This is a genomic window from Haploplasma axanthum, assembly GCF_900660745.1.
Classification (GTDB): domain Bacteria; phylum Bacillota_I; class Bacilli_A; order Acholeplasmatales; family Acholeplasmataceae; genus Haploplasma; species Haploplasma axanthum.
Genome location: NZ_LR215048.1, coordinates 213,989 through 237,545, shown reverse-complemented (window position 1 = coordinate 237,545; position 23,557 = coordinate 213,989). Strand labels below are relative to the sequence as shown.

Below are 23,557 nucleotides of genomic sequence, written 5' to 3'. Positions count from 1 at the left end.
TAAATGAATTTATAAAAACAAAGTAAATTACGAAAATCTACTAAAATGATATTGTTATTAAAATAATAAGATAGTATCATAGACTAAAACGACATAAGGACGTGATAGTATGGATATGGAAGAAATAATTTGGACTAAAGAGGAACAAGAAAAACTAAATAAAATGTTTAATCAATGGATGTATGGTGATCATATAAGAGCTATTGAGAACTTTAAAGAATTAAATAAAGGTGTAGAATACGGTAATATAGTTTTAGCAGGTGACTCAATAACTGCAGGGTATCCAGTGAATGAAATGTTTCCCAAAGGAATACGAGTATATAACAGAGGAATTAGTGCTATTACTTCAACTCAAGTTTTAGATAAAATAAACGAACATATTTTAGATTTAAAACCAAGTAAAATGTTTTTATTAATTGGAACAAATGATATTGAAAGAGGCATTGATAATGATTTAACTGTTAAAAATATTGTTGATATATGCAATAAAACAATTAAAGAGTTACCAAATACTAAGATATATGTAATTTCAATTTATCCAGTAAATGAAAACGAAAAGTTTAAATCATCCGTTCAATCTAGAACAAATAGAGTGATTGAATCTATTAATCAAAAAGTTGAAAAAGCAGTTAGTAAAATAGATAATGTTGAATATTTAAACTTCTATGAACAATTATTAAAAGATGGAAATATGAATGAAGAATACACATATGATGGATTACATTTAAATATTAATGGATACCGATTTGTTACTGGTTTATTGAATAAAAAGCTATAAGCGTAAATATTATTCTACTTCATAATGATACATGGATGCAAAGTTAAAAAGGGACGAACTTTTTAATCTTTGTGTCCTTTTTATTATAGAGTAAATTATATTTTAGGAATAGAAAGAATTAAAGATACAAATATACTATTAAAGTAAACTCTTAATGTAGATTCAGATGACATATAAATCTTTACTAGGATTAATTAAAAACTATTTTACATCGGACATATACATATTTATTATGTCGGTTATTTGTTTCTTAATTTTTTGATAATGATAGTTTTGAAATGTTGATGAAGTTTCTAAATTATGCCATTAAAATTGAAAATTTTTCTATAATTTTAAAATATTTTTAAATCTAATAAATTGATATTAATATTTTTTAATTAATATTTTTTAAATAAAAACTTACTTAATTAGATAAAATGATTAAAATGACATATAAATTTGATTTAAATCAACAAAAACATGAAAAAAATTGTTTTATAATAAAAAAATGATATACTTATACATGGAAGATGGTTAAAATTTGGAAGAAAAATAAAGTTTGTATTATTTAATAGGATGTATTATAAAGTAAAATATATATTTTTTCTGTTAAAAAATAAGTAAACATTAAGATTTCCAAATAAAATATACCTATTAGATTAAATGATATATTAAATAGCTAATAGATATCAATTACTGTTTTTATAGGTTAATTATTATATAGTAGATTTTCGAATCTAAATATAGACTATATATTATGAAGGGGAATAGGAAATGAAAAAAATATTTATTTTAGTTATGATATTAGTATTATCAACTACTATATTTTGGATTGGAGCACCGACGGTGCATGCAAGTAAACCAATATATGATCTTATTTATTTTGATGGTGGTGGAAGTGGCACTGGCACCAATAGTCCTTCCGATATAAACACACCAATAAGCGTTTATGTTGGAAGATCAAATAAGATCATTGAAGAAGAGTTTAATGAAAAAAATCAACAATATAGATATGAGATAGTACATGAATTTTACTCAACTCCAGGCACTATTAATAATGTACCTGTTGCAAAAATTTTTGAAGATCAATATATTGGCTTTCCACAAATAATAAGTTATGAATATGGTTCACAAGTAACTGATTCGTATTCACATACTAAAACATTTTCGTGGCATTTAGGGGCAACTATTAAATATGAAACACCTGAACTTGTTAATTTTCTTTATGGGAAATTTAGTGCAGAAATAACAGGTGGAGTTGAATCAGGCTCTATAAAGGAATGGGCAAATGCTAAAACAGAATCCCTAAGAGTTAACAGATCATTTTCAGTTACTGGTGATAGTTTGACACCATATGGTTACTATATGTATTATCTTTTTGCAAACAAAGCATATAAGCAACGAGTTAAAACTACTATAACAGCGGAAGTAAGGACTAGAACTAATAAAAAAGGTGGATATGAATATAGCGGATTTAGTTATGTTGGTACTGAAAAAACTGAATTTGTAAATTACGTGCCAGTTTATTCATCTGGTTTTTATCAAAATCTTTGGTCTATAAATAATTATTCAGAATATTATAATTGGAAAAGTAATAATTATTTAACATTGGAGTAAAATATGATTAAAAAAATATTTATTATGTGTTTATTTATCATGTTTTTAATAGTTGGTAATTCATGTAGTAAAAAAGAAAAGGTTAATATTGAATATAAGTATTATAAACCTGATGATGCAATTTATTATGCATCGCATTTTTTACTTGATACTGATGAAATAAAAGATGAAAAATTCATTTTTTATTTTTTTGCGGATATTGAGAAAATAAAAATAGAAAGTATAAGTATGTATGATTCTTTTGGTACTGAAGTAAACTTTGAATATAAAAAAAATGAAACATACATGGAAAAGAAAAATGAAACATCATCAGGAATATATTATTTGTATTGTTTTGAGACATACATATCGCATTTAAGCTTTAAAAATAGAGTAATAAAAGAATTAGTGCTTCGATATGAAAACAAGTCTATGACTTTTCCTGTCGACCTGAAATTTGAGGTTTCGAGTGAGCCTATCTTTAGAAACCAAACTAATAATATTAATCAACTTTCATCAACAATAGAAAAAGTGGATAGAACATCAATTCTTACAAAGTATTCATTTCAGCTTTTGGATGCTAGAAATTCATATTATTTATCAAAAATTGAAGTTTCAGAATTTTTACAAATAGATTTCGAGAATTCTTTTATGAGAGAAAGAAGCATTGAAGACATAACGGATGATAAAAAATACGAGAAAATTGAATTTAATAAAAAGATTAATACAACTAACTTGGATTTAAAGGTAACCATGTCCTTAACCAATAATGTATTCCTATTTAATACTATTTTGTTTGTGACATTAGAATCTTCTATGAAAGGAAAAATAAAATTTCCACTCCCTGATTATAGAATGTCCAATTACTCAATGAGTCAGTTAATTGAATATATAAAAGAGATTGATATTTCTGATTTTCATGAAGCAATAGAACGCTGATATTAAATAGTTTTCAAAATTTTATTATTTGGGGACTGCTTTTCTAGACATCTAGTTAAAAAAGGAGGATAAGAAGTGGATAGGAGAATTTTTAAAAGTTGGATTATAGTAATTTCAGTTTCAATTTTAATGTTTTCAGCTTTGATAATGATATATGTGTTGTACTTAAACTCTTTTCAAGAAAAAACTAGTAATGAATTCTTTTTTGACGAGGAAAGTTTACTTGAGGGATATACAAAAATTGATATAAATAAGGGAAGTGCACAACAAGAAAAAAAAATAACAGGCCAAATAACAGATTTAATTATTACAAAGATTGAATATGAAGAACAAGATGTTAGAATTGGTGATTATGTTAAAAGGGGAGATATTATTGGAAGAAAAAATGGAAAACAAATATTTTCTTCTGTTACAGGAAGAGTTCAGTCAATAGATAATGATACTATTAATATTATCGCATATGATTCTATTCATTTTAAATTTGACATTACAAACCATCAAGATTTTGACACTAATTTTACGGATAGCTATTTTGCATATATTGATAATAAAATTGTTTTTTTGATACTTGAAAAAATAAGTTATGATATAAGTTCAAATAGAATTTATAAATATTTCAAACTTGATTTTGATAAAAGTGATATTTCAAACACATATTTATTCGAAAATACTAATTGTGAAATTGTTATAGAGCGAATTCATTATAACTCACTATATAAAATCCCTTCTATTATTTCAAAGATTATAGGTGAAGATATTGGTGCTAAAAGTTTTCTATTTTACAATAAAACTAGTAAAAAAATGGAAATAATAAAAGTTGATATTGTTTTCATAAGTGGTGAATATATATTCTTTCAATCAAACTTAGATCTTAGGGATTATTTTATATGTGTAAAATTTTAATTAAACTTAAGAACATAAGAAAAAATTATCAAAATCATTGTGTTTTAGTTAATGTTAATTTGGATATTTATGAAGGTGATTTTCTTATGATAATTGGAAAGAGTGGAAGTGGAAAAAGTACTTTATTGAATATTATAGCTACTTTAGAAAAATATGATAGTGGATCAATTGAATATTCTCAATTTTTGTTTGAAAAATCTAGAAATTTAAACTCTTTAAGAGGTAGGAATTTTGGATTTGTGTTTCAAAACTATAACTTGGTAGAGTACTTAACAATGGTTGAAAATATTACTTTGTGGAGAAAAAAGTTTGATACAGAAACTATTCATCCATATGTTTATGATATTATAAAAAGTTTAGAGTTAACAAGATTAATTAAAACTCCAATAAGTAAAATGTCTGGAGGAGAAAAACAAAGAGTTGCATTTGCCAGAGCAGTAGTCTCTAATCCAAGTGTTATATTCGCTGATGAACCAACAGGAAATTTGGATAATTATAATAAAAATATAATTATGAGGCTTTTAAGTGATGAACAAAAAAAGGGGAAAACAGTTATTATGGTCACTCATGATTTAAGTTTGATTAAGTATGCAACACATGTATATGTGTTGGAAAGCGGTGAAATCAAAGCATATGATAATTTATAAATCGAAAAATACAATGTATTTTTTTTCATATATTTTTTGCATTATTTCTATAGTTTTGTCTTTAGTAATTTATAAGGATGAAGATGCAAAAATTAAAAATAATTTTTACTTTATCGAGCAAAATAAACTGGTCATTAAAGAGAAAGAAGGATTTAATGTTAACGATATAATTCGGCTTAAAAACGCCTTTGAAGATGCAAGACTTAGATACTATTTCGAAAGGCTAGATTTTAAGGTTGATGATAACTCAATTGTTAATTTTATTGGTGAGCCTGTTGATGGGAAAATAAAAGGAACAGATAGAAAAGATATAGGTGATAATAGCAGATATTTTTCAATTAAGTTTAAGTATGGTAGAGATTTTATAGATGCAGATTTTAAAGGAGAATATTTTCCTATTATAATATCAGAGTTTTTTTCAACATTATATTTTGGTATGGAAAATTCTTTGGGGAAAAGAATTATCATGAGGACAAATGACTATACATATGAGGCGGTTGTTGTTGGGGTATTTTATGACTCTTTACTTCAAACTGAAAATTTTAATAATTTTATCATTAACTCTAATAAATTTAGTACTATCGTTTTTTTTCCAAAGCAAAGTTTAAATGAAGAATCTTTAATTGATTCCATATTAATAGATGCAAAAAATAAAAGTGTGTCAATGATTTCTAAAGTAATTAGTGATAATTTCTCTTTTGAAATTATTGATTTTAAAAGTCATGAGTCACAGATTCGAAATATGAAGGAAAAAAATCACTCTAACTTTAAATATGTATATGTACCCATGAGTATAATTTCTCTTTTAATATATATGATAATCTCATTTTTTTATTATAAAGAAAAAAGAACAGAATTTGGGATTATATTAGTAACTGGTGCAAGTTTCATTGAATTGTTAAAAAATGTCATGGTTAAAAACTTGGTAAATGTGTTTTCAACGGTATGTATTTCTGTGACTACAACAATTATTTGGTATTGTTACAAGAGTATGAAGGAATTTACATATTTCGATAGGGTTAATATTAATCTTAAAATAGAATTTTTTGTTTCATTAACAATTCTATTATATGCTTTTTTCTTTATTGTAAATACATGTATATTTATTGCAAGCCAACATAGAAGAGTAGGTGATTATTTTAAATGATAGTTAAAATGATTAAATATTTATTTTTTATATTAATGATATGCTTTTTTTGTTCATTACCTTTTATTGTTATGAGCAAAAATGTATCTGATTTTAAATTTACCAAAACTCTGCAAACCATAAATAACCACGAAATTCAATATGAACGAGTTATTTTTTGGGGAAACGTTTATGAAGGAAAAAATGAAGTAGGAAATGTAAATAGAAAACTAATTGAAGTTACGATACCTATAGAAGCTGAATTAAAAATCTCGCCAGGCTTGAAGATAAATAAGGGAGATTTGTTATACACTAATGACGATAAAGAGTTTTTTTTAAATGACGCTGCTGGAATTATAATTCAAATTTTAAGGAGAGAAGATAATTTTTATATACTTATACTTTCTACTGATAATATAACAATTGATTTTTATTCAAAAAATAGATATGAAGTTAATCAGCTGCTATGGATTAATACATCTAACGAGGTTATTGGGACAAAAATTGCAGAATGTAAGGTTATCGATTCAGGTTATATATATACTACTAGTATTGTAAATTTTGAAAATGCTTTTAGTGATCAAGTGGAGATCCTTATACAGTTAAATATACAGGAAAATGTTTTTTACATAGATAGTAAGTTTGTTCAAAAGAAAAATAATAGTATTGCGAGTATTGTTGTATTTGATAATAGACTAAAAAGTGGAAGAATAGTTACCTTTCCTTATATTGAAGTAGGAAATAGTATTGTTATTTTAACAAGTGAATTATCAGGCCATGATAAGGTATATATTGGTAATGAAAATGATTGAAAAGAATAGAAAAGAAATTAAAAAGTTTGTTAAAAATATCTATGTATTTTTAGTTGTCATAATATTGTTTTTTTTATCATTTGATACAGAAATCGTTTATTCATTTATTGGATTTGATATTAAAAAAAATCAAATGTTTATTTCGTCATTTGAAGTTCTTCTATTTTATATGTTTTTTTGGGTTAGTATAGTTAGTATTCCTAAAATAATTAAAATAAACGATATGGATAGCACTTTAAGTTTATTTTCAATAATCATATTTTTCTTAGTAGTAGTACAAAAACTATTTCACTTAGATAGAGCGATGAATATTAAAGACTTTCTTGTTCTTTTATTATCTGTAATCTTTTTATATTACAATTTTAAAGTTTTAATTAGATGTAAAATTCAGTTTAATATAATAAGATGGTTTGAGTTTTTAATCATAATTATACTACTGTTTCCATCAATTCTTTTTCATAGGACATCATTGGTTCCCTTTGAAAATGGGATGCCAGTGATGGAGTCTAGTGATTTAATTAATAAAGTGACGATGTTATCCCCCATTTACTTTTTAATGATTTTAACTACTTTTATTTTATGCAGAATAATTTGGCTATATAGAGAAAATATAATGTATAATTTTGAATTTTGTTTCACAATTACTTTATCATTAATAGTTTCTTCACTGTTAAGAAAAGCAACAATAATTCATAACAACTCTTTTTTATTTTTTTTTCTACCAGATTCACCATGTGGACTTTCATCCTATTTAATGATTATTGCAATTATACTGGAAAATAAATTAGCAAATAAGTTTGTTGCATATATTAATTTTCCATTAATGGTTTTAAATGTTTTGATTTTGTATACAGGTAAAAATAGTAATTTTTTCACATATTTAACCTTTGATACAATTGTTTTCCATGTAATTGGGAGTAGTATATGTTTTATCTTTTTCTTAAAAGAGGCAATGATTTATCGTATTGAAAAAGAAAGCACATATAAAATACTGGTAATTAATAGCCTTATTTTACTATTCTACGTATTAGTTGGTACAATACAAGAATATATTGAATATAAAACAAAGATAGACTTGTTAACAGGGGAGTTTTATGGATATGGATATGCAAATTTACCTGTAATTGGCAATGTAACAAACAACAAACAACTTAACTATGTCATAAATTTTGGACTCTTAAATTTATTCTTTTTGATTTTATTAATAATAATGGATAAAATAAGTCGTATTACTAGGTTTTTTTTAATAAAAAAAATATATTTGATGAAATTTCAATATTTGGAGTAAAAAGAAATAATTTAGTAGGACAAAGAATATTATTATTCTAAAATTTTGTTGTTGTGATTTTGATATAAAGTGATTGAATCTATTAATCAAAAAGTTGAAAAGGCAGTTAGTAAAATAGATAATGTTGGATATTTAAACTTCTATGAACAATTATTAAAAGATGGAAATATGAATGAAGAATATACATATGATGGATTACATTTAAATATTAATGGATACCGATTTGTTACTGGTTTATTGAATAAAAAGCTTTAAGTGTAAATAAGTTGAAATAATAAAAAATGTATTGAATTAAGGTTATAGATTTTATATAATGTGGGTGTGAAATAGAAGTGAATATTATTCCACCCCCGTCGTGAATACATGGACGCAAAATTAAAAAGGAATTGTCTTTTTAATTTTTTGTGTCCTTTTTTGTTTTTAAAATAGAGAGGAGAAAAGAAAATGAACGTATTCAAGAAATTTGTAGTTTTGGTATTAGTTGTTATGGGAGTTATTGGTTTGGTATCATGTAAACCTGAAATAACTAAGAATGTTGTTGAGTTTGTTAATACAGAGTTTAGTAACGATAAAGTTGAAGATGGTAGTAAATTATTAAGACTAAGTGATCCGTTAAAAGATGGATATGTATTTGATGATTGGTATGAGGATGAAGAATATCAAGTATTATTTGACTTTAGTAAACCACTTAAAGAAAATACAAAAATTTATGCAAACTTTTATATTTCAATAAAGAAACTGCTTGAAGTCGGAGTAGAACTATCACACGGAGAAGTTTCAGAAGATAAGTATATGGTTAAAGGAAAAATTAAAACTATAAATCAAATGGAATATGGAAATATGATTATTTCTGATGGGAATGATGAAATATCAGTTTATGGTGTTTATGGAAGTAATAACGAAAAGTACTCAGAATTAATTCAAAAACCTGTAGTGGGAGATATTGTTGTTTTAAGAGGTCCACTGAAAAAGTTTAATGAGGAAATTGAATTAAATAAAACAGTGCTAATAAAATATGAAAAAGGTGAGCCAAATAGTAATATTGATTTGGATGAATATGAAGAACTAACAATTCTTGATGCAAGAACAAAAAAGATTGATCATAAAGTAATAGTAAATGGTGTAGTAGCACAAATAACATATGCTAATGGAAAAAAAACAAATGGTGTTTATTTAGTTGATAATACCAATGCTATTTATCTATATGATAATAATATAGCTTCAACTGTTAAAGTAGGAGATACTATCAAAGTGGCTGGTATAAGAACAAACTTCATATTAGAAGATGAAAAAAATCAAGCATCTAGACATGGATATGAAGGAGCAATCCAATTAGCTGATATAGTTTTATTAGAAAAGAAAGAATTAAATAGTAGTTTTGATGAAACTTGGATTCAACAAAAAACAATCAAAGAATTAATGGAAACAAATCCTCGTATTGAAAATATTACTGGGTCAATATATCGTGCTAATGCATACATTAAAAAAGTTCCAGGTACTGGATTTGTAAATTACTATTTTAATGACTTAGATGATAAAACCGGTTCATACACATATTCAATGAATAATGGTAGTGATTTTACATGGTTAGATGAGTATGATGGCCAACTTAGAACAGTTTATCTTTCAGTTATTAATGCAAAGTCTACAGCAAGTGGAATTCAATACCGTTTTATACCAATAAAAATTGGAGATTTATTTGAATATGATTCAAAATATAATCCGATTTATGCTGTTAAGTACTATGGAGTAGATCAATTTGAAAAGAGTATAATTATTCATTTTCACCAGATAAAGAATTAATTACTTTAGTGACAAATGAAAAATTACTGATTAATAATGTGAAATTGGAATATTCTTCAAGTGATGAAGATGTTGCTTATTTTGAAGAGGTAAACGGAAAAGTGATTTTTAGAACCAAGAATATTGGTAAAACAAAAATAACGATTAAAGGTATCGATGGAGTAAACATATTCAGTGAAGTAATAGAGATTGAAGTTAAAGAAAAAAGGGAAGTAAACTTAATAACTATTGCAGATGCAATAACAAAACCTGATGATCAAAAAGTTTATTTAGAAGGAATAGTTGGCGCATCACTAGTTAATAAAACTGGTTTTTATTTAATCGATGAAACTGGAGTTATTGCAGTTGAAACAACAAGCGATGAATTATCTAAAATAAAACTTGGTAATAAAGTTGTTATTGAGGGAATAAAAACGCACGTAGGTAAAACTTACGATAAGAACACTAATGAACTTACTGCTGTTGGTCAAATTGTTGTTAAAGAAGCCGTTTTAGTAGTTAATGAGGGTGGTGCACATGAATATTCAACTACTAGCTTTAAAATTGGTAAGACTTTAAAAGATTTTCTAAATTTAAATAAACTTGAAGATCATTCAACAGAAGTCTATTTAATAACTGCGAAAGTCATTTATGAAGAAACTAATTTTTATACTAGATATAGTTTAGAAGATAATGATCAAAATAGAATATCAGTTTATTCTTCAAGTGGAAAACAATTAAGCTTTTTAGATAATTACCGAGATGTAGAAGTTGAAATTGAATTTACGGTTGTAAATTGGAATGGTAAGAATTATGTAGGTTCAATAATAGCGATAGTTGTTGAAGGTGAAAAAATAGTTAATAATTCAAATTTTAAATAGAGTTTAAGGGAGGTAAATGCTACCTTCCTTTTCTTTTAGTGATATAATAAAGAAAAAATGAGGTGTTTATTATTAACTTAACCGAATTAGAAAAGGAGTTGGCTAAGTATAAGTATTTAGTTTTAGAAAGATCTCAAAAAAAATATTTGGAAATCAGGAGACTTTTTAGGAATAAAGAGATTAGTCAACAAAAGCTTTTTGAATTAGTTAATGAATCAATAAAACTTTCTGAAAACAGAAAAAATGCATCAAATGCATTAGAACATGTCTGGGGATATTTTAAGAGAAAATGTAATGAATCAGAGAAAAAAACATTTTTTGATTTGTTTAGGCAATACAACGAAAACGAAATTGATTTAGTAATAATAAAAAAATATTTATTAGACCTTAGTATTAAGTATAATGAAGAATATTTACTTAATAGTTATTATTTTGATAGTATAAAGTAAAAAAGGACTTTAGGGTCCTTTTATATTTTTTTAGGTTTTGTTTCTAATATTTGTTCTTCAATATGAACATTTATTCTATTATAAACTAAAATACTAATTTGGAAATCAACTAAACTATGAATAAAACCACCAATTCCTATAGGAATAAAAATTGTTGTTAGAATTGAATTTATTTCACTTGGTTTTCCAACATAGAATAACATTACAATTAAACATTCAAATAAAGCATGGAAGAATCCAATGATTATATTTGCTAAGATATTATATTTTGTTTTATAAATACTATCTTTGTATTTTTTAAAAATGAATGAAGCTGGAATTGCCCATAAAAGATGTGAAAATGCCCTAGCAGCGATTATTGGGGTAAGCGCTAAGAAGAAGCCGGTTGTTGTTGCAATACCGACTAAAAAGGCAACATCAGGTCCTATGAATATTGCTATGAACAATGGAACATGACTTGCTAGAGTATAAGAAGCATCTCCAATAACAATTTTCGGCATAAATAAAGGAATAACAATTCCTAAAGCTCCTAAAACAGCAGCAAATGTTAATCGTTTTAAATTTCTTTTCATTTAAATCACTCTCCTAAGATGTCTTGACACCTTAAGATTTTACTACTATTTAGTTTATATGTCAAGACAGGTTAGTCGTTATAGATAAATCCTAGTTCATTTAAAGCATTGAGTGCAGCATTTAAATCTTTTTTATCTTTATAAAGTAATGTATGTACATGCACTCCATCTGTTAAAGATGATAATAGATTAGGTCTATTTTTTAAAAATAATTCGATATCTTTTAATGTTTTAATATTTAAATCACCTTTTAAAATCCCATATGTAGGATGATTGATCGTTACATCTAAAACTATAACATTAGCATTAACAAGAGCGGTTAACTCTTTTATTGTTTCTTTTGGAGTATGTTTAACGATAACATTAAAACTGTTGTATTCACTTTGGTTACTATCAATTATGTAACCTTTTGGTAGCGCGGTGATTCGGTGACCTAATGCTCGAAGAAGAGCAATATCACCAACGATGATTTGTCTTGAAACAGCAAATTTTTTAGCAAGTGATGTAGCACTTACTTCAAGTTTAGAATTATTTAAAATATGTAGTATTTCATTTCTGCGTTCTTGTCCGTTCATATAATTACCTCCAAAACTTGGTTTCATATATCTATTATATAATAAGTTAGTTAAAAATAAAAACTTCCTTAAGGAAGTCATTATAAATTTAGTTCTTCAATTTTTTTAATTTGTTGAAGTGAAGCTTGTGTAATACCTTCATTTGTTTCAATTATTATACAATTATCTTCACATTTTACAAGTTTTCCAATAATTACAGAATCATTGAAAGTAACTTTGATGTTTTTATTAAGTAATAGATTCAAAATACCACCTCTTGAGATTATTATATCTATTTTGGTGTTAAGATAGTGTTAATAATTAATGCTCATATATCAAAAAAAATATTAAAAAAGGTATAATTGTAATGAATGATGGAGGTGGTTATGTGAAAAAAGGTAAATTGAAAATTTATTTTGGATATTTTTATGAAACTGCAAAAACAAGAACGATGATTGAAGAAATAATCGAAAAATATCAAAATAAAGAAAAAGTTATTATTGCTGATGTTTTGATTAATGATATTGAAATAAAACGAAAAGCTTCAAAAACTTCCTCATATTGTTTATGGTATTGATGGTGTTATTGATATTGATTCAATAATTAGAATGAAAGCTACAACTGTTGTTTTAGATCGATTAGAAGATAATAGTAAACAATCAAGAAATAAGTATCGTTATGAGGATGTTATTGAACTTCTTAATAATGGAATAAATGTTTATACGACATTGAATGTATTTAATATTGAGAGTTTAAAAGAATATGTAAAAACAACTATCTATGATTTTAAAAATATTTCAACCATTCCAGATTATATATTTTTAAATGCAGATTCGCTTGAATTTGTTGATATACCTGTTAATGAACTTATGAATAGACTAAGTAATAATTACTATTTAAAAGATATATCTGAAATTCAACTTACATCACTTAGATCACTAGCACTTGGAAAAGTTTTAGATCATGCAAAGTATAGTAAACCAGGGTTAAAGAATCTTTCAAATCTAAATTTTTTAGTTTGTATTAGTGGTTCACCATCATCGATTAAAAGTATTGAGTGGACTGCAAGAACTGCAGGAGCATTTTATGCGCCATGGAAGGCTCTTTATATTATAAATGATAAGAATAATGAAGATTATGAAATCAACGAAACATTAAAAGCTAATTTTAAACTTGTTAAAGAACTTGGTGGAGAAATAGTTGGTGTTACAGGTGATGGTGTAAATGATATATTAGCATTAAAATCGGCTCATATGGGGATTGCTATGGGTAAAAATGGTACAGATGTAGCAAGAAACAGTGCTGATATGATTTTATTAGATGATAATTTTGCAACTATTTCAAAAGCTGTTTTAGAAGGTCGTGGAATATATGAAAATATAAAGAAGTTTATGACATACGTTCTTGCTTCAAATGTTGCTCAATTAATTCCTATTTTAATGATGATATTCTTTAAAATACCGCCTGCATTAACAGTCCTTCAAATTCTTGCAATTGACCTACTTGCAGATCTAATACCTGCATTAGCGTTAGGTGCAGAAGAACCTAATCCTGATTTGCTTGATGAAAAACCTCGAACAAAAAATGATCATTTGTTTAATAAAAAAGTAATGGTTAGATCATATTTATTCTTAGGTCTTATAGAAGCAGTTTTATCGTTTGCAGTCTTTATTTTTGTTTGGTATCAAAATGGATATATGTTTAATGATATATCAAAAATTGGTAGTGAAGTAATAGCAAATACTGCAGGAGAGCATGCAATGCAAACTTATCACTATGCATCTACAATGGCTTTAGGGGCAGTAATCTTTGCACAAATAGGAAATGTTTTTGCATGTAGATCAGACTCTTTATCATTTTTTAAGACGATTAAGAAAAAAAACAATCTAATGTATATTGGTATTTTAGTAGAGGTTATTGTATTCATATTAATAACAAACATTCCATTTTTACAAAATATATTTGGAACAACTTCACTAACATTAGTAGATTATTTAATTTTAATTGTATGTCCAATAATTTTAGTTGGATTTGATGAGATTTATAAAGCGATAAAAAATAAAAGAAAAGAAGTCTAACAAGTTAATAGAAAAGCATTTATGATATAATGTTCAAGTAAAGAGAATTAAGACGTAGGGAGATGTTGATTATTAGTATTTTAAATAGTTCTGAAATGATTAGAAAAGCAGAAAACAAAGATGTTGTAAGAATTTATGAATTGCTGAAACAAATAGCAAAACTTCATTATAATCTATATCCTGATTTTTTTCCAAATGATGAAGCTAAGTATAATATTAATGAAGTTAGCCAATTAGTGAATAATGAAAAAATAGAGATTTTTGTTTACCTTGAAAATGAAATTGTCTTAGGTTATTTAATTGGTTGGTATGAAAATGATTATTTTTTCGTCGATGATCTTTGTGTTGATGAAAAAGCTAGAGGTAAAAATATAGGCAAAAAATTGATGGTATACATTGATGAAGAAGTTAAGGTTAATAAGATTAGATTAAATGTTTGGAGTAAAAATAGTAGTGCAATTAATTTTTATGAAAAACTAGGTTTTGAAGCTTTTAAACAAGTTATGGAAAAAAGAAAATAAAACTTTGTAAAGACTAAATACTAAAAATATTTGGTCTTTTTTGTTTTTTGGAACATTAAAAATGTCGTTTAGAACAAATAGAATAAAAAAAAACTGGGATGTGGAGATAATAGTTGATGACTATGCTTAAATAACGATAACAAAAGCTTTAAGTCCATTATAAAAAAATAAAAACAATGTTATAATAATAATGCCAAACAATCTTAATAAAGGAACTATAAAAGCGAGTGTTTTATTCCTGGATTGTTTGGCGACGTTCCTTTAGGATAAAACACTCGCTTTTATAGTAGAAAGGGACGTCAATGCAGAACCAAAACTGTGATCTATGTGGTTCTTTTAACAGTTTAATAAAAAATGGAAAAGACAAAAATAATAAACAAAGATATAAATGTAAGAGTTGTTTAAAAACTTTCATAATTGATAAGACTCCAATGAAACATCTTAAGTTAAGTGATTATAAAATCAAAAAGTTAATAGCTTTTATGATTGATGATGTTACGCTGGAAGTTATTGCAAGAAATCTTGATATTAATATTAAAACAGTTTTATATTATAGATATATTATATTTCATTCATTAAAGAACTATCAAGAAAACTTGAAGATAAGTGGAGTGATCGTAATTGATGAAACATTCATTAGTATTAGAGAAAAACCCTATAAACATGTTAGACCAGATGGTAAAGGTATTAGAGGTCTCTCATTTAACCAGTTATGTGTAGTCACAATGGTAAATATATATGGTGTATCTGTAGCTAAAGTAGTATCCAGAGCAATGCCTCTCCCTCAGCAATTCATTGATAATTTCACTGACAATATTGGACAAGTTGAAAAATTTATTCATGACGGGAACACTAAAACATATCAATTCATGAATCAATTTGAAGTGGAAAATATCAATGGAAGAAAAGATGAAACTGGAGAATATTCAACCATAATGGTAGACAATTATCATAGTATATTAAAAAGATTTCTCTATAAACATTCTGGATATAAACTTAAAAACTTACAACACTATTTGAATTTTTTCGTTTATAGGCAAAACTATTTAGCGTATCATAATATTAAAAATATGAATCAAAGAATTAAAACTAAAAATAAAATGATTAAAAGTATATTTAAAAGAGTTCTAAAATCAATAAAAGAAGTTACTTTTGATGATTTTATGAAAGACAAAGGTATTACAGAAATTCTGGAAAACAGATAAATATCAACTATTATCTACACACCCCAGAAAAAAAAAGAAAAAAAGTATAAAATACTAACAGCAAAGGAGGAAGATGAAAATGAGAAATTTTATGATTTCAAATATATATTTTATTTTAGGTTTATTAATCGTTGTTATTATAATTTTAGCAGTAGTAATTTTGCTGCTGACAATTCCAAAAAAAGAAGAAAAAGTACCTAAAACATTATATACTAAAACGAATAAAATAATTTTTAATTCTGATTTAAGAGATGAAAGTGAAGCGATAATTAATGATGATTTAAGTGAAGAAAACGATTTGAAATTATCAATAAAATATAATTATAGTTTTCAAGCAAGAATGCATTTAGCACCAATTGAATCACAACAACGATTTAGCGAATTGAAAAACTATTTATTAGCTTTTCCAAATGTTGATGTTAAAAAATCATGGAAATATGAGCGTTTTATGCACAAAGGTAAACCTGTTTTAAAAATGTGGATTCATGGAAATAATTTAAAAGTCTATTATAATATCTCGCCACAAAAACTTTATAATAAAAAATATAATGTTGAAGATGTTTCATATGCAAGAATGCATGAAACAACGCCATCTTTACTGATTGTAAATGGACCAAGATTATTAGAATATGCAAAAGAACTTATTGATATGTACATGATGCAATATGAAAAAATAAATAAAATACCAACAGTAGATTATACTGTTGGCTATATTGATAAGAATAAATTAATTGAGATGAAACTAATTAAAATAGTTAATTAGTTTTTATCTTCTTTAGTGTAATCAGGAATCATTATTGTTAATTTAAAATAGTTAATTTTTGGATCGGTGCTAATTAATTCGTAATTAACAAATCCATTAATACCTTCAACAATATCATTGATAATATTTAAACCAAAACCGTGCACTGCTTTATCAGCTTTTGTTGTTTGTAATTTATTATTCTTAATTGTTTGTCCTGGAACTTTTATAGCACTATTAATAAAGATAATTGCTTGAAATCCATTTCTATTTTTAGTTGTTATTTTAACTGAACGATCATTTGGATCTTCAATTTTTGATACGGCAGTATAGATGTTATCCATTACATTATAAAATAATCTAATCAAATCTAATTCATTAAGAGAAACATTTAATGGTATGTAACTCATTGAAGAAAAACTACATTGAATTGATTTGAATCTAGAAGCATAGTCATTCAGTAAGGCATCAATAATAACGTTATTGGAGTATTCACGATAATTTATATGTAGATTTTTAAGATTTGTTCTGGAAGTATTCAAAATATTTGAGATTGCATCATATTGACCATTGTTTAATAAAATATTTATTGAATCAATTGTTTTATTATAATCATGTTTGAATTTTAAATAGTCATTAATTTGGCGTTCTTGAGTTTTATAGTGGATAATTTGGAAATCAAGTTGTTTTTTTAAATAATCACTATGATATTTGAAGGCTGCTAAGTAATTAACGTTGGTAATAAAAATTCTTGTGAAAAAGTAGATTACTAAAATTGATATTGAAAAAATTAGAATTGTTATGTTATACCAGACTTTTGATACGTCAGAAGAAGTAGCACTTGTAATAATAACAAGGTTAATCAACAAAATAACTTGTATACCAATTGAATAGAAAATAAAAGTTTTATTTTCAAAGAAACGTAGCATTTTTTGTTTTAGAACTATTTTATACAAAATAAACATGAAAATGATTGCTATTGAAAACGAAAATACATATGTTATGTAATAGTATTGATCTGGACTAATTAATTCTATTGAGACTTTCTCATTAATTATCATTGCAATAACTGAAGAAACAATTAAGTATGATGCATATGTTTTTAAAATAAAGTTTAGAGAAAGAAAAGCTGCGTTTAGAATTGATGTTTTAAACATAAAGTATAATGCAACAAAATAACCTACAAGTGTTATGCTTGATCTGATGTGAATATAGTCATTTAACCATGGGAAGTTAAACAGTGGTATAAAAGATATCAAAACAAAAATCGTAATTGATATCCAGGCATTTTTTCTGAAATGAAAATAGTGTTTATAGTTATCAATATATAAAACTAAAAAAATTGTAGAAAAAATAAATGCAGCAATCATACTAAATGTCATTAATTACACCCCCAAATAGATAGTCGTTAAGGGATTCTCTAACAATGGTGATGTATTTTCTTCCTAATGGAACCTCTTCCTCAGTTTTTAAATTAACACTTTGATTAGTAATATTTTTTATATATTGCATGTTAACTAGGTATGAACGATGAGCACGAACAAACTTTTTCTTTTCTAATTCAAATTCAAGTTCATTTAATGCCTTATATATTTGAATAGTTTCTCTGTTTTTTAGATGAATAATAATGATTCTTTTATAAACTTCAAAATAAACGATATCAGTATAAGGTATGATGAGTTTTTTGGCTCTTGTTTCATGAATAAAAACATCTTTATCAAAAGACTCATTAACGTTTTTAATAGCTAATTTAAAAACCTCATCAAATTTCTTGCTGTCTCTATCTTTAATAAGATAATTGACAGGTGAAACACTGAAAGCATCATAGACATATGATTCAGAACTAGTTAAAAAGATAATTTGAATACTTGGGTTAATCTCTTTTATTTTCATTCCAATGTCTATACCATTTGTAGTGTTCATTAAGATATCTAAATAAATTATGTCGAATTGTGTTGGGTAGTCTTCTAGATAGAATAATAGTGATTCACCACTAGTAAATTTGATGATTTCAAGGTTAATCTTTAACTTTTGAGATAAAGACTTAATCTTATCTTCGTAATGACTTAAGAATATTTTTTCGTCATCACATAAAGCAATAGAAACCATCTTATTACCCCCTTGTTTTTTATTATAGTTGATAATATAGTCCAATTTAATTATAACACTTATATGTCAATAAGTGTTATTTTTTCGGGCATTTTGTCTTAAAAACCATTAAAAAGTTTAAAATAAAAGAAAAAAGGGAGAGTTTTTTACAACTTCCCATTTTTTTTATTTAATTTCTAAATACTTAGTTTCTTCTTTGATTTCTTTTGGAACATCAATTGATAAAATACCATCTTTATAATTTGCAGCAAGTGTGTCTAATTTAACATTACCTACATAAAAACTTCTAGTGAATGAACCGAAGTGTCTTTCTCTTCTAATATAATTGTCTTTTTTTTCTTCGACTTCATCATTTTTAGAAGCAGATACAGTTAAGTATCCATTTTCAATTCCAACCTTAATATCTTTTTTATCAAAGCCAGGCAAATCAATCTCAAATGTGTAGGATGTGTCATTTTCTTTAATGTCTGTTTTCATTAAGGCATTTTTAGAACCAGCTATTTCTCCAAAGAAATCATCAAAAAAGGTTTTGTCTTTTCTTAAAAGATCAAACATAAATATCACTCCTTATATTTAATTTTTTATGTATCTTTTAGATACAGATATATTATAACATTTGATTTTGGCACTGTCAACCTTTTAGTGCCAAAAAGTGAGTTTTTCAGTTAAGTAAATAACGATTTTTTCTAAAAAAATAACTAGTTCACCATCAAATCTGTTAATTAATGGACTATCAATATCTAAAACACCATAAACAGTATTATTAATGATTATTGGAATAACAACTTCAGAATTACTGGCTGAGTCACAAGCAATATGATTATCATATAAATGTACATTTGGAACAACAACTGATTTCTTAGTTAGAAAAGAAGTTCCGCATACACCCTTACCTTTTTCAATAATGCTACAAGCAATCTTACCTTGGAAAGGACCTAATATTAGGACTTCATTTTTATTTAAATAGAATCCAGACCAATTTAAGTTGGGAATGTATTGATATATAAAAGCGGATATATTTGAGAGTAATGATATTTCATGTTTTTCATTGTCTATTAATGCTTTAGCAGATGCTAATAAAGAATCATAATTCATGGTTTCACCTTTTCTTTTTAATGTTCCTTTAATTATACCAAAAATAGATAAATCATTGGTTTAATATGGTAAAATTATTTATATTAAAGAAAAAGAGGTCCATTTAATGAAAGAAGATATTTTTGATCTACCAGTTAAACTGGTTGCTCACAGAGGATATAGCTCTAAAGAAACGGAAAATACTAAAAAAGCATTTATTGAAGCGGGTAAAAAAGCATTTTATGGTATTGAGTGTGATGTTCATTTGACTAAAGATGGTAAATATATTATTCACCATGACGATGATACAAAGAGATTGGCTAAAAGTAATTTTATAATTAAAAATACAGAATACAATGTTTTAAAAAATCTACCATTCATTGACATAAACACTAAAAAATTCGATGAGTCTATTAATATTCCAACTTTAGAAGAGTATTTAAAGATATGTAAGGAATACGATAAGGTTTCTATTATAGAAATAAAAGCAATCTTTAATAAAGAAGAAATAAAAGGAATGTTTGATATTATTAAAGAACATGGTGATATAAATAAAACTGTTATTATATCATTTGATTTGAATAATTTACTTATTGTAAGAGAAATTGACAAAAATATTCCTATTCAGTATTTGTTAGATAAATATGATGATAGTTTGATTGATTTATGCAAGAAGTTTAAGTTTGATGTGGATTTCCATTATGGAGCATTAAAAAAAGAGAATATCAAAAAATTCCACGATAATGGAATAAAAGTTAATGTTTGGACTGTTAATGATTTTAAAACAATTGAGAAAATGATTGAATATAACGTTGATTATATAACAACGAATGGATAAAGATAAAAGGGACGATAAATTTCGTCCCTTTTTAGTTAATAAAGCATAATAATATAACAAAACAAGTTCTTTACAAAACTTAATTTATGTGATAAACTATGTTTGGGAAAACTATATTTTACTAAGATTTTTTATGCTGTAATTATCAACATTTAAAAAATCTTGAATTAAGATATGAGTTAGTCCTAAAATATTTGTTTTAGATTTGAACTTTGAGGTAGAAAGAACATCAAGTGAAATCATACTAGATTTAAGTTTATTCTTTACTGCTGAAATTGTTTCTGGAATTGAATCCGCAATTTTACTGTTAATAATAATTGTGTGAGGATCAATAGTTTGTGAGATGTTGTTAATTGCAATCGCCACATAATCTGTGAACATGTCAAAAACTTTGAGAGCATATGTATCACGTTTTTGATAAAGAGAAATAAAATCGTTAAGACTAATTATTTGATTAGTTAGTTCATAGTAGTAATTTGTAATACCTTTGTTTGATATGTATGTTTCAAGACAACCGTGATTACCACAAACACATTTTCTGCCATTTGGAACAATAATTGTGTGTCCAATTTCACCGGCATAACCGTGTTCACCGGTATACAATTTACTGTCTATGACGATACCCATCCCAACACCAAGACCAATGTTAAGAGAAACAATATTCTTTTGATCACGATTTACAATTTTTTCGCCAAGCGCTGAAATGTTTGCTTCGTTTTCAACATAGGTTTTAATACCGGTATAATCTTCAATTATTTCTTTTAAGTCAATATCTTTCCAGGAATTAAAAGGAGCATACTTGATTTTTTTGGAGTTAGATAATGTACCATAAACTCCAATACCAATACCAATTAAGCCGTAAGTTGATTCATAAGTATTTTCACGTAGATGGTCAATTGTTTCTAACAATACTTTGAGGTATGGTGTAAATTCAGGATTAATATCCTCTTTAACTACTTCATAAAGTATTTCCCCATACAAATTAGTTATTACACCATATAAAGAATTTGTAAGAAGTTCAATACTAATTATTCGACCAGCATTTTTATTCAAAGCGAATAAATTAGCGCTACGTCCGCTAGTTTTGATGATTTTATCAGTTTTAATTACTAGATTTGATGAAACGAATTCGCTCATTATTGAAGAGACTGTTGCTTTGTTAAGCGTTGTTAATCTTGATAGTTCTATTCTTGATACTTCACGAAGTTCAACAATTTTTTCCATTACTAGGCGCATGTTTTCAATTTTAACAGATTGAGAATTTGAAGTTTTTATCATGGTGTCACCCTTTCGTTTGTTTAGTTAATTATATATTAAAAATATATGTTTATCAATAAAATATAAGATATAGGAGAAATAAAAAATGGAACATTTTAAAAATGTAGCAAAGATTAAATATGAGGGTTCAAAAAGTAAAAATCCTTTTGCTTTTAAATACTACAACCCAGAAGAAGTTGTTTTAGGGAAAAAGATGAAGGATCATCTTAAATTTTCTATGGCATATTGGCATACACTTACATATACTGGAACTGATCCATTTGGTTCTGGAACAATGGAAAGACCATGGGATTTAACATCTAAAGATGAACTTGAAATAGCAAAAACTAGAGTAAAAGTTGGATTCGAATTTATGGAAAAAATAGGTATGGAATATTTTTGCTTCCATGATGTTGATATTGCACCACAAGGGAATTCATTAGAAGAATTTCAAAAGAATTTAGATGTAATTGTTGATTTAATTGAAAAAGAAATGAAAAGAACAGGTATTAAACTACTTTGGGGAACAGCAAACTTATTTGGTCATAAGAGATTTATGAATGGAGCTTCTACAAGTCCTAACGCTGATGTGTTTGCATATAGTGCTGCTCAAATTAAAAAAGCAATGGAAATTACACACAGATTAAATGGTGCTGGATATACTTTCTGGGGTGGTAGAGAAGGTTATGAAACACTCCTTAATACAGATTATAAATTAGAACAAGATAATTTTGCACGTATGTTACATATGGCTGTTGATTATGCTAAAGAGATTGGATATAAAGGACAATTCTATATTGAACCAAAACCAAAAGAACCAACTAAACATCAATATGACTTTGATAGTGCAACAGTTATTGGTTTCTTAAGAAAATACAATTTAGAAAAACACTTCAAGCTAAATATTGAAACAAACCATGCTACACTATCTGGACATACTGTAAACCATGAGATTAGAGTTGCTGCAACTGAAGGATTACTTGGAAGCTTGGATGCAAATCAAGGAGATTTATTATTAGGATGGGATACAGATCAATTCCCAACTAATCTATATGATTCAATCTCAATTATGTATGAAGTACTAAGAGCAGGTGGTCTTAAAACAGGTGGCCTTAACTTTGACTCTAAAGTTAGAAGAGCATCAAATAAACCGGAAGATTTATTCTTAGCACATATTGCCGGAATGGATTCATTTGCAGCTGGATTAAAAATAGCTGCTAAAATGTGGGAAGATGGAGTTTTTGAAGATAACTTAAAATCAAGATATAGTTCTTATACAAAAGGAATTGGTAAAGATATCGTTGATGGTAAAGTTGGATTTAAAGAACTAGAAAAATATGTATTTGACAAAAAAGATATTGATGAAAATGAATCAGGTAAACAAGAATATCTTGAAGCGTTAATTAATCAATATATATTAGGTTAAT

The 23,557-nt window shown here is 26.1% G+C and carries 27 protein-coding genes and 1 pseudogene; 20 read left to right on the top strand and 8 right to left on the bottom strand.

The genetic code is table 11. The features are described 5' to 3' along the window. The first annotated feature begins 109 nt into the window (after window positions 1–109). From EXC62_RS01165 to EXC62_RS01110, 12 genes are all read left to right on the top strand, one after another. Window positions 110–778, top strand: coding sequence for a GDSL-type esterase/lipase family protein (locus tag EXC62_RS01165; protein WP_052589831.1), 669 nt, complete (start codon window positions 110–112; stop codon window positions 776–778). Between the two features lie 753 nt (window positions 779–1,531). Continuing rightward, complete coding sequence (locus EXC62_RS01160) at window positions 1,532–2,374, top strand: hypothetical protein (protein WP_026390403.1); 843 nt, start codon at window positions 1,532–1,534, stop codon at window positions 2,372–2,374. A gap of 3 nt (window positions 2,375–2,377) precedes the next feature. Next, entirely contained in the window at window positions 2,378–3,292 is a 915-nt protein-coding gene (locus EXC62_RS01155; protein ID WP_162140173.1) for a hypothetical protein, read from the top strand. 75 nt (window positions 3,293–3,367) lie between these two features. Further along, entirely contained in the window at window positions 3,368–4,195 is an 828-nt protein-coding gene (locus tag EXC62_RS01150; protein WP_026390401.1) for a hypothetical protein, read from the top strand. Continuing rightward, window positions 4,180–4,842 carry an ABC transporter ATP-binding protein gene (locus EXC62_RS01145; RefSeq protein WP_026390400.1) on the top strand — a complete coding sequence of 221 codons (663 nt, stop codon included), beginning with the start codon at window positions 4,180–4,182 and terminating at the stop codon, window positions 4,840–4,842. The genes EXC62_RS01150 and EXC62_RS01145 overlap by 16 nt, the downstream gene beginning before the upstream one ends. Continuing rightward, window positions 4,829–5,989 (top strand): ABC transporter permease, encoded by a 1,161-nt coding sequence (locus EXC62_RS01140; protein ID WP_162140171.1) that lies wholly within the window; start codon window positions 4,829–4,831, stop codon window positions 5,987–5,989. The genes EXC62_RS01145 and EXC62_RS01140 overlap by 14 nt, the downstream gene beginning before the upstream one ends. Then, complete coding sequence (locus EXC62_RS01135; RefSeq protein WP_162140170.1) at window positions 5,986–6,780, top strand: hypothetical protein; 795 nt, start codon at window positions 5,986–5,988, stop codon at window positions 6,778–6,780. The genes EXC62_RS01140 and EXC62_RS01135 overlap by 4 nt, the downstream gene beginning before the upstream one ends. Beyond that, on the top strand, window positions 6,767–8,068 hold the full coding sequence (locus EXC62_RS01130) for a hypothetical protein (RefSeq protein ID WP_026390397.1): 1,302 nt from the start codon (window positions 6,767–6,769) through the stop codon (window positions 8,066–8,068). Before EXC62_RS01135 ends, EXC62_RS01130 begins: the two co-directional genes overlap by 14 nt. Window positions 8,069–8,137: 69 nt before the next feature. Then, window positions 8,138–8,323, top strand: coding sequence for an SGNH/GDSL hydrolase family protein (locus tag EXC62_RS01125; RefSeq protein WP_026390396.1), 186 nt, complete (start codon window positions 8,138–8,140; stop codon window positions 8,321–8,323). Between the two features lie 189 nt (window positions 8,324–8,512). Continuing rightward, on the top strand, window positions 8,513–9,871 hold the full coding sequence (locus EXC62_RS01120) for an InlB B-repeat-containing protein (RefSeq protein WP_129747409.1): 1,359 nt from the start codon (window positions 8,513–8,515) through the stop codon (window positions 9,869–9,871). A 38-nt stretch (window positions 9,872–9,909) separates the two neighbouring features. After that, window positions 9,910–10,731: a hypothetical protein gene (locus EXC62_RS01115; RefSeq protein ID WP_162849127.1), complete on the top strand. Its 822-nt coding sequence runs from the start codon at window positions 9,910–9,912 to the stop codon at window positions 10,729–10,731. Between the two features lie 62 nt (window positions 10,732–10,793). Next, a complete protein-coding gene (locus EXC62_RS01110) occupies window positions 10,794–11,180 on the top strand; it encodes a YbgA family protein (RefSeq protein ID WP_026390394.1) in 387 nt (128 codons plus the stop codon). 20 nt (window positions 11,181–11,200) lie between these two features. On the opposite strand, the gene EXC62_RS01105 is transcribed toward EXC62_RS01110, so the two are convergent. From EXC62_RS01105 to EXC62_RS08760, 3 genes are all read right to left on the bottom strand, one after another. Continuing rightward, complete coding sequence (locus EXC62_RS01105) at window positions 11,201–11,752, bottom strand: ECF transporter S component (RefSeq protein WP_026390393.1); 552 nt, start codon at window positions 11,750–11,752, stop codon at window positions 11,201–11,203. Window positions 11,753–11,823: 71 nt separating this feature from the next. Then, window positions 11,824–12,327, bottom strand: coding sequence for a transcription repressor NadR (locus EXC62_RS01100; RefSeq protein WP_026390392.1), 504 nt, complete (start codon window positions 12,325–12,327; stop codon window positions 11,824–11,826). 80 nt (window positions 12,328–12,407) lie between these two features. After that, window positions 12,408–12,572 carry a hypothetical protein gene (locus EXC62_RS08760; RefSeq protein ID WP_156907457.1) on the bottom strand — a complete coding sequence of 55 codons (165 nt, stop codon included), beginning with the start codon at window positions 12,570–12,572 and terminating at the stop codon, window positions 12,408–12,410. A 122-nt stretch (window positions 12,573–12,694) separates the two neighbouring features. Between EXC62_RS08760 and EXC62_RS01095 the strand changes: the two genes are divergently transcribed. From EXC62_RS01095 to EXC62_RS01075, 6 genes and pseudogenes are all read left to right on the top strand, one after another. After that, window positions 12,695–12,883 (top strand): hypothetical protein, encoded by a 189-nt coding sequence (locus EXC62_RS01095; protein WP_162140169.1) that lies wholly within the window; start codon window positions 12,695–12,697, stop codon window positions 12,881–12,883. Further along, complete coding sequence (locus tag EXC62_RS09010) at window positions 12,867–14,384, top strand: HAD-IC family P-type ATPase (RefSeq protein ID WP_332307594.1); 1,518 nt, start codon at window positions 12,867–12,869, stop codon at window positions 14,382–14,384. Before EXC62_RS01095 ends, EXC62_RS09010 begins: the two co-directional genes overlap by 17 nt. Before the next feature lie 65 nt (window positions 14,385–14,449). Beyond that, the gene (locus tag EXC62_RS01085; protein ID WP_162140168.1) at window positions 14,450–14,905 is read left to right on the top strand and encodes a GNAT family N-acetyltransferase; all 456 of its coding nucleotides are present in this window, start codon (window positions 14,450–14,452) and stop codon (window positions 14,903–14,905) included. A 302-nt stretch (window positions 14,906–15,207) separates the two neighbouring features. Next, window positions 15,208–15,309: pseudogene (locus EXC62_RS09185) on the top strand (IS1/IS1595 family N-terminal zinc-binding domain-containing protein); the annotation flags it as partial. A gap of 27 nt (window positions 15,310–15,336) precedes the next feature. Further along, window positions 15,337–16,110, top strand: coding sequence for an IS1595 family transposase (locus EXC62_RS01080; RefSeq protein WP_162849126.1), 774 nt, complete (start codon window positions 15,337–15,339; stop codon window positions 16,108–16,110). Between the two features lie 79 nt (window positions 16,111–16,189). Beyond that, window positions 16,190–16,873 (top strand): hypothetical protein, encoded by a 684-nt coding sequence (locus tag EXC62_RS01075; protein ID WP_026390879.1) that lies wholly within the window; start codon window positions 16,190–16,192, stop codon window positions 16,871–16,873. On the opposite strand, the gene EXC62_RS01070 is transcribed toward EXC62_RS01075, so the two are convergent. From EXC62_RS01070 to EXC62_RS01055, 4 genes are all read right to left on the bottom strand, one after another. Continuing rightward, on the bottom strand, window positions 16,870–18,234 hold the full coding sequence (locus EXC62_RS01070; protein WP_026390878.1) for a GHKL domain-containing protein: 1,365 nt from the start codon (window positions 18,232–18,234) through the stop codon (window positions 16,870–16,872). The genes EXC62_RS01075 and EXC62_RS01070 overlap by 4 nt on opposite strands. Further along, on the bottom strand, window positions 18,224–18,961 hold the full coding sequence (locus EXC62_RS01065) for a LytR/AlgR family response regulator transcription factor (protein ID WP_026390877.1): 738 nt from the start codon (window positions 18,959–18,961) through the stop codon (window positions 18,224–18,226). The genes EXC62_RS01070 and EXC62_RS01065 overlap by 11 nt, the downstream gene beginning before the upstream one ends. A 165-nt stretch (window positions 18,962–19,126) precedes the next feature. Continuing rightward, the gene (locus EXC62_RS01060) at window positions 19,127–19,516 is read right to left on the bottom strand and encodes an Hsp20/alpha crystallin family protein (protein ID WP_026390876.1); all 390 of its coding nucleotides are present in this window, start codon (window positions 19,514–19,516) and stop codon (window positions 19,127–19,129) included. Window positions 19,517–19,600: 84 nt separating this feature from the next. Beyond that, window positions 19,601–20,056, bottom strand: a complete 456-nt coding sequence (locus tag EXC62_RS01055; protein WP_026390875.1) for a GAF domain-containing protein — start codon at window positions 20,054–20,056, stop codon at window positions 19,601–19,603. A 106-nt stretch (window positions 20,057–20,162) separates the two neighbouring features. On the opposite strand from EXC62_RS01055, the gene EXC62_RS01050 reads away from it, so the two are divergent. Then, on the top strand, window positions 20,163–20,873 hold the full coding sequence (locus EXC62_RS01050) for a glycerophosphodiester phosphodiesterase family protein (RefSeq protein WP_026390874.1): 711 nt from the start codon (window positions 20,163–20,165) through the stop codon (window positions 20,871–20,873). Between the two features lie 111 nt (window positions 20,874–20,984). Here the strand turns inward: EXC62_RS01050 and EXC62_RS01045 are convergent, their stop codons facing one another. Beyond that, window positions 20,985–22,151: an ROK family protein gene (locus EXC62_RS01045; protein WP_026390873.1), complete on the bottom strand. Its 1,167-nt coding sequence runs from the start codon at window positions 22,149–22,151 to the stop codon at window positions 20,985–20,987. Between the two features lie 85 nt (window positions 22,152–22,236). On the opposite strand from EXC62_RS01045, the gene xylA reads away from it, so the two are divergent. Continuing rightward, the gene (gene xylA, locus EXC62_RS01040) at window positions 22,237–23,556 is read left to right on the top strand and encodes a xylose isomerase (protein ID WP_026390872.1); all 1,320 of its coding nucleotides are present in this window, start codon (window positions 22,237–22,239) and stop codon (window positions 23,554–23,556) included. Window position 23,557: the final 1 nt, after the last annotated feature.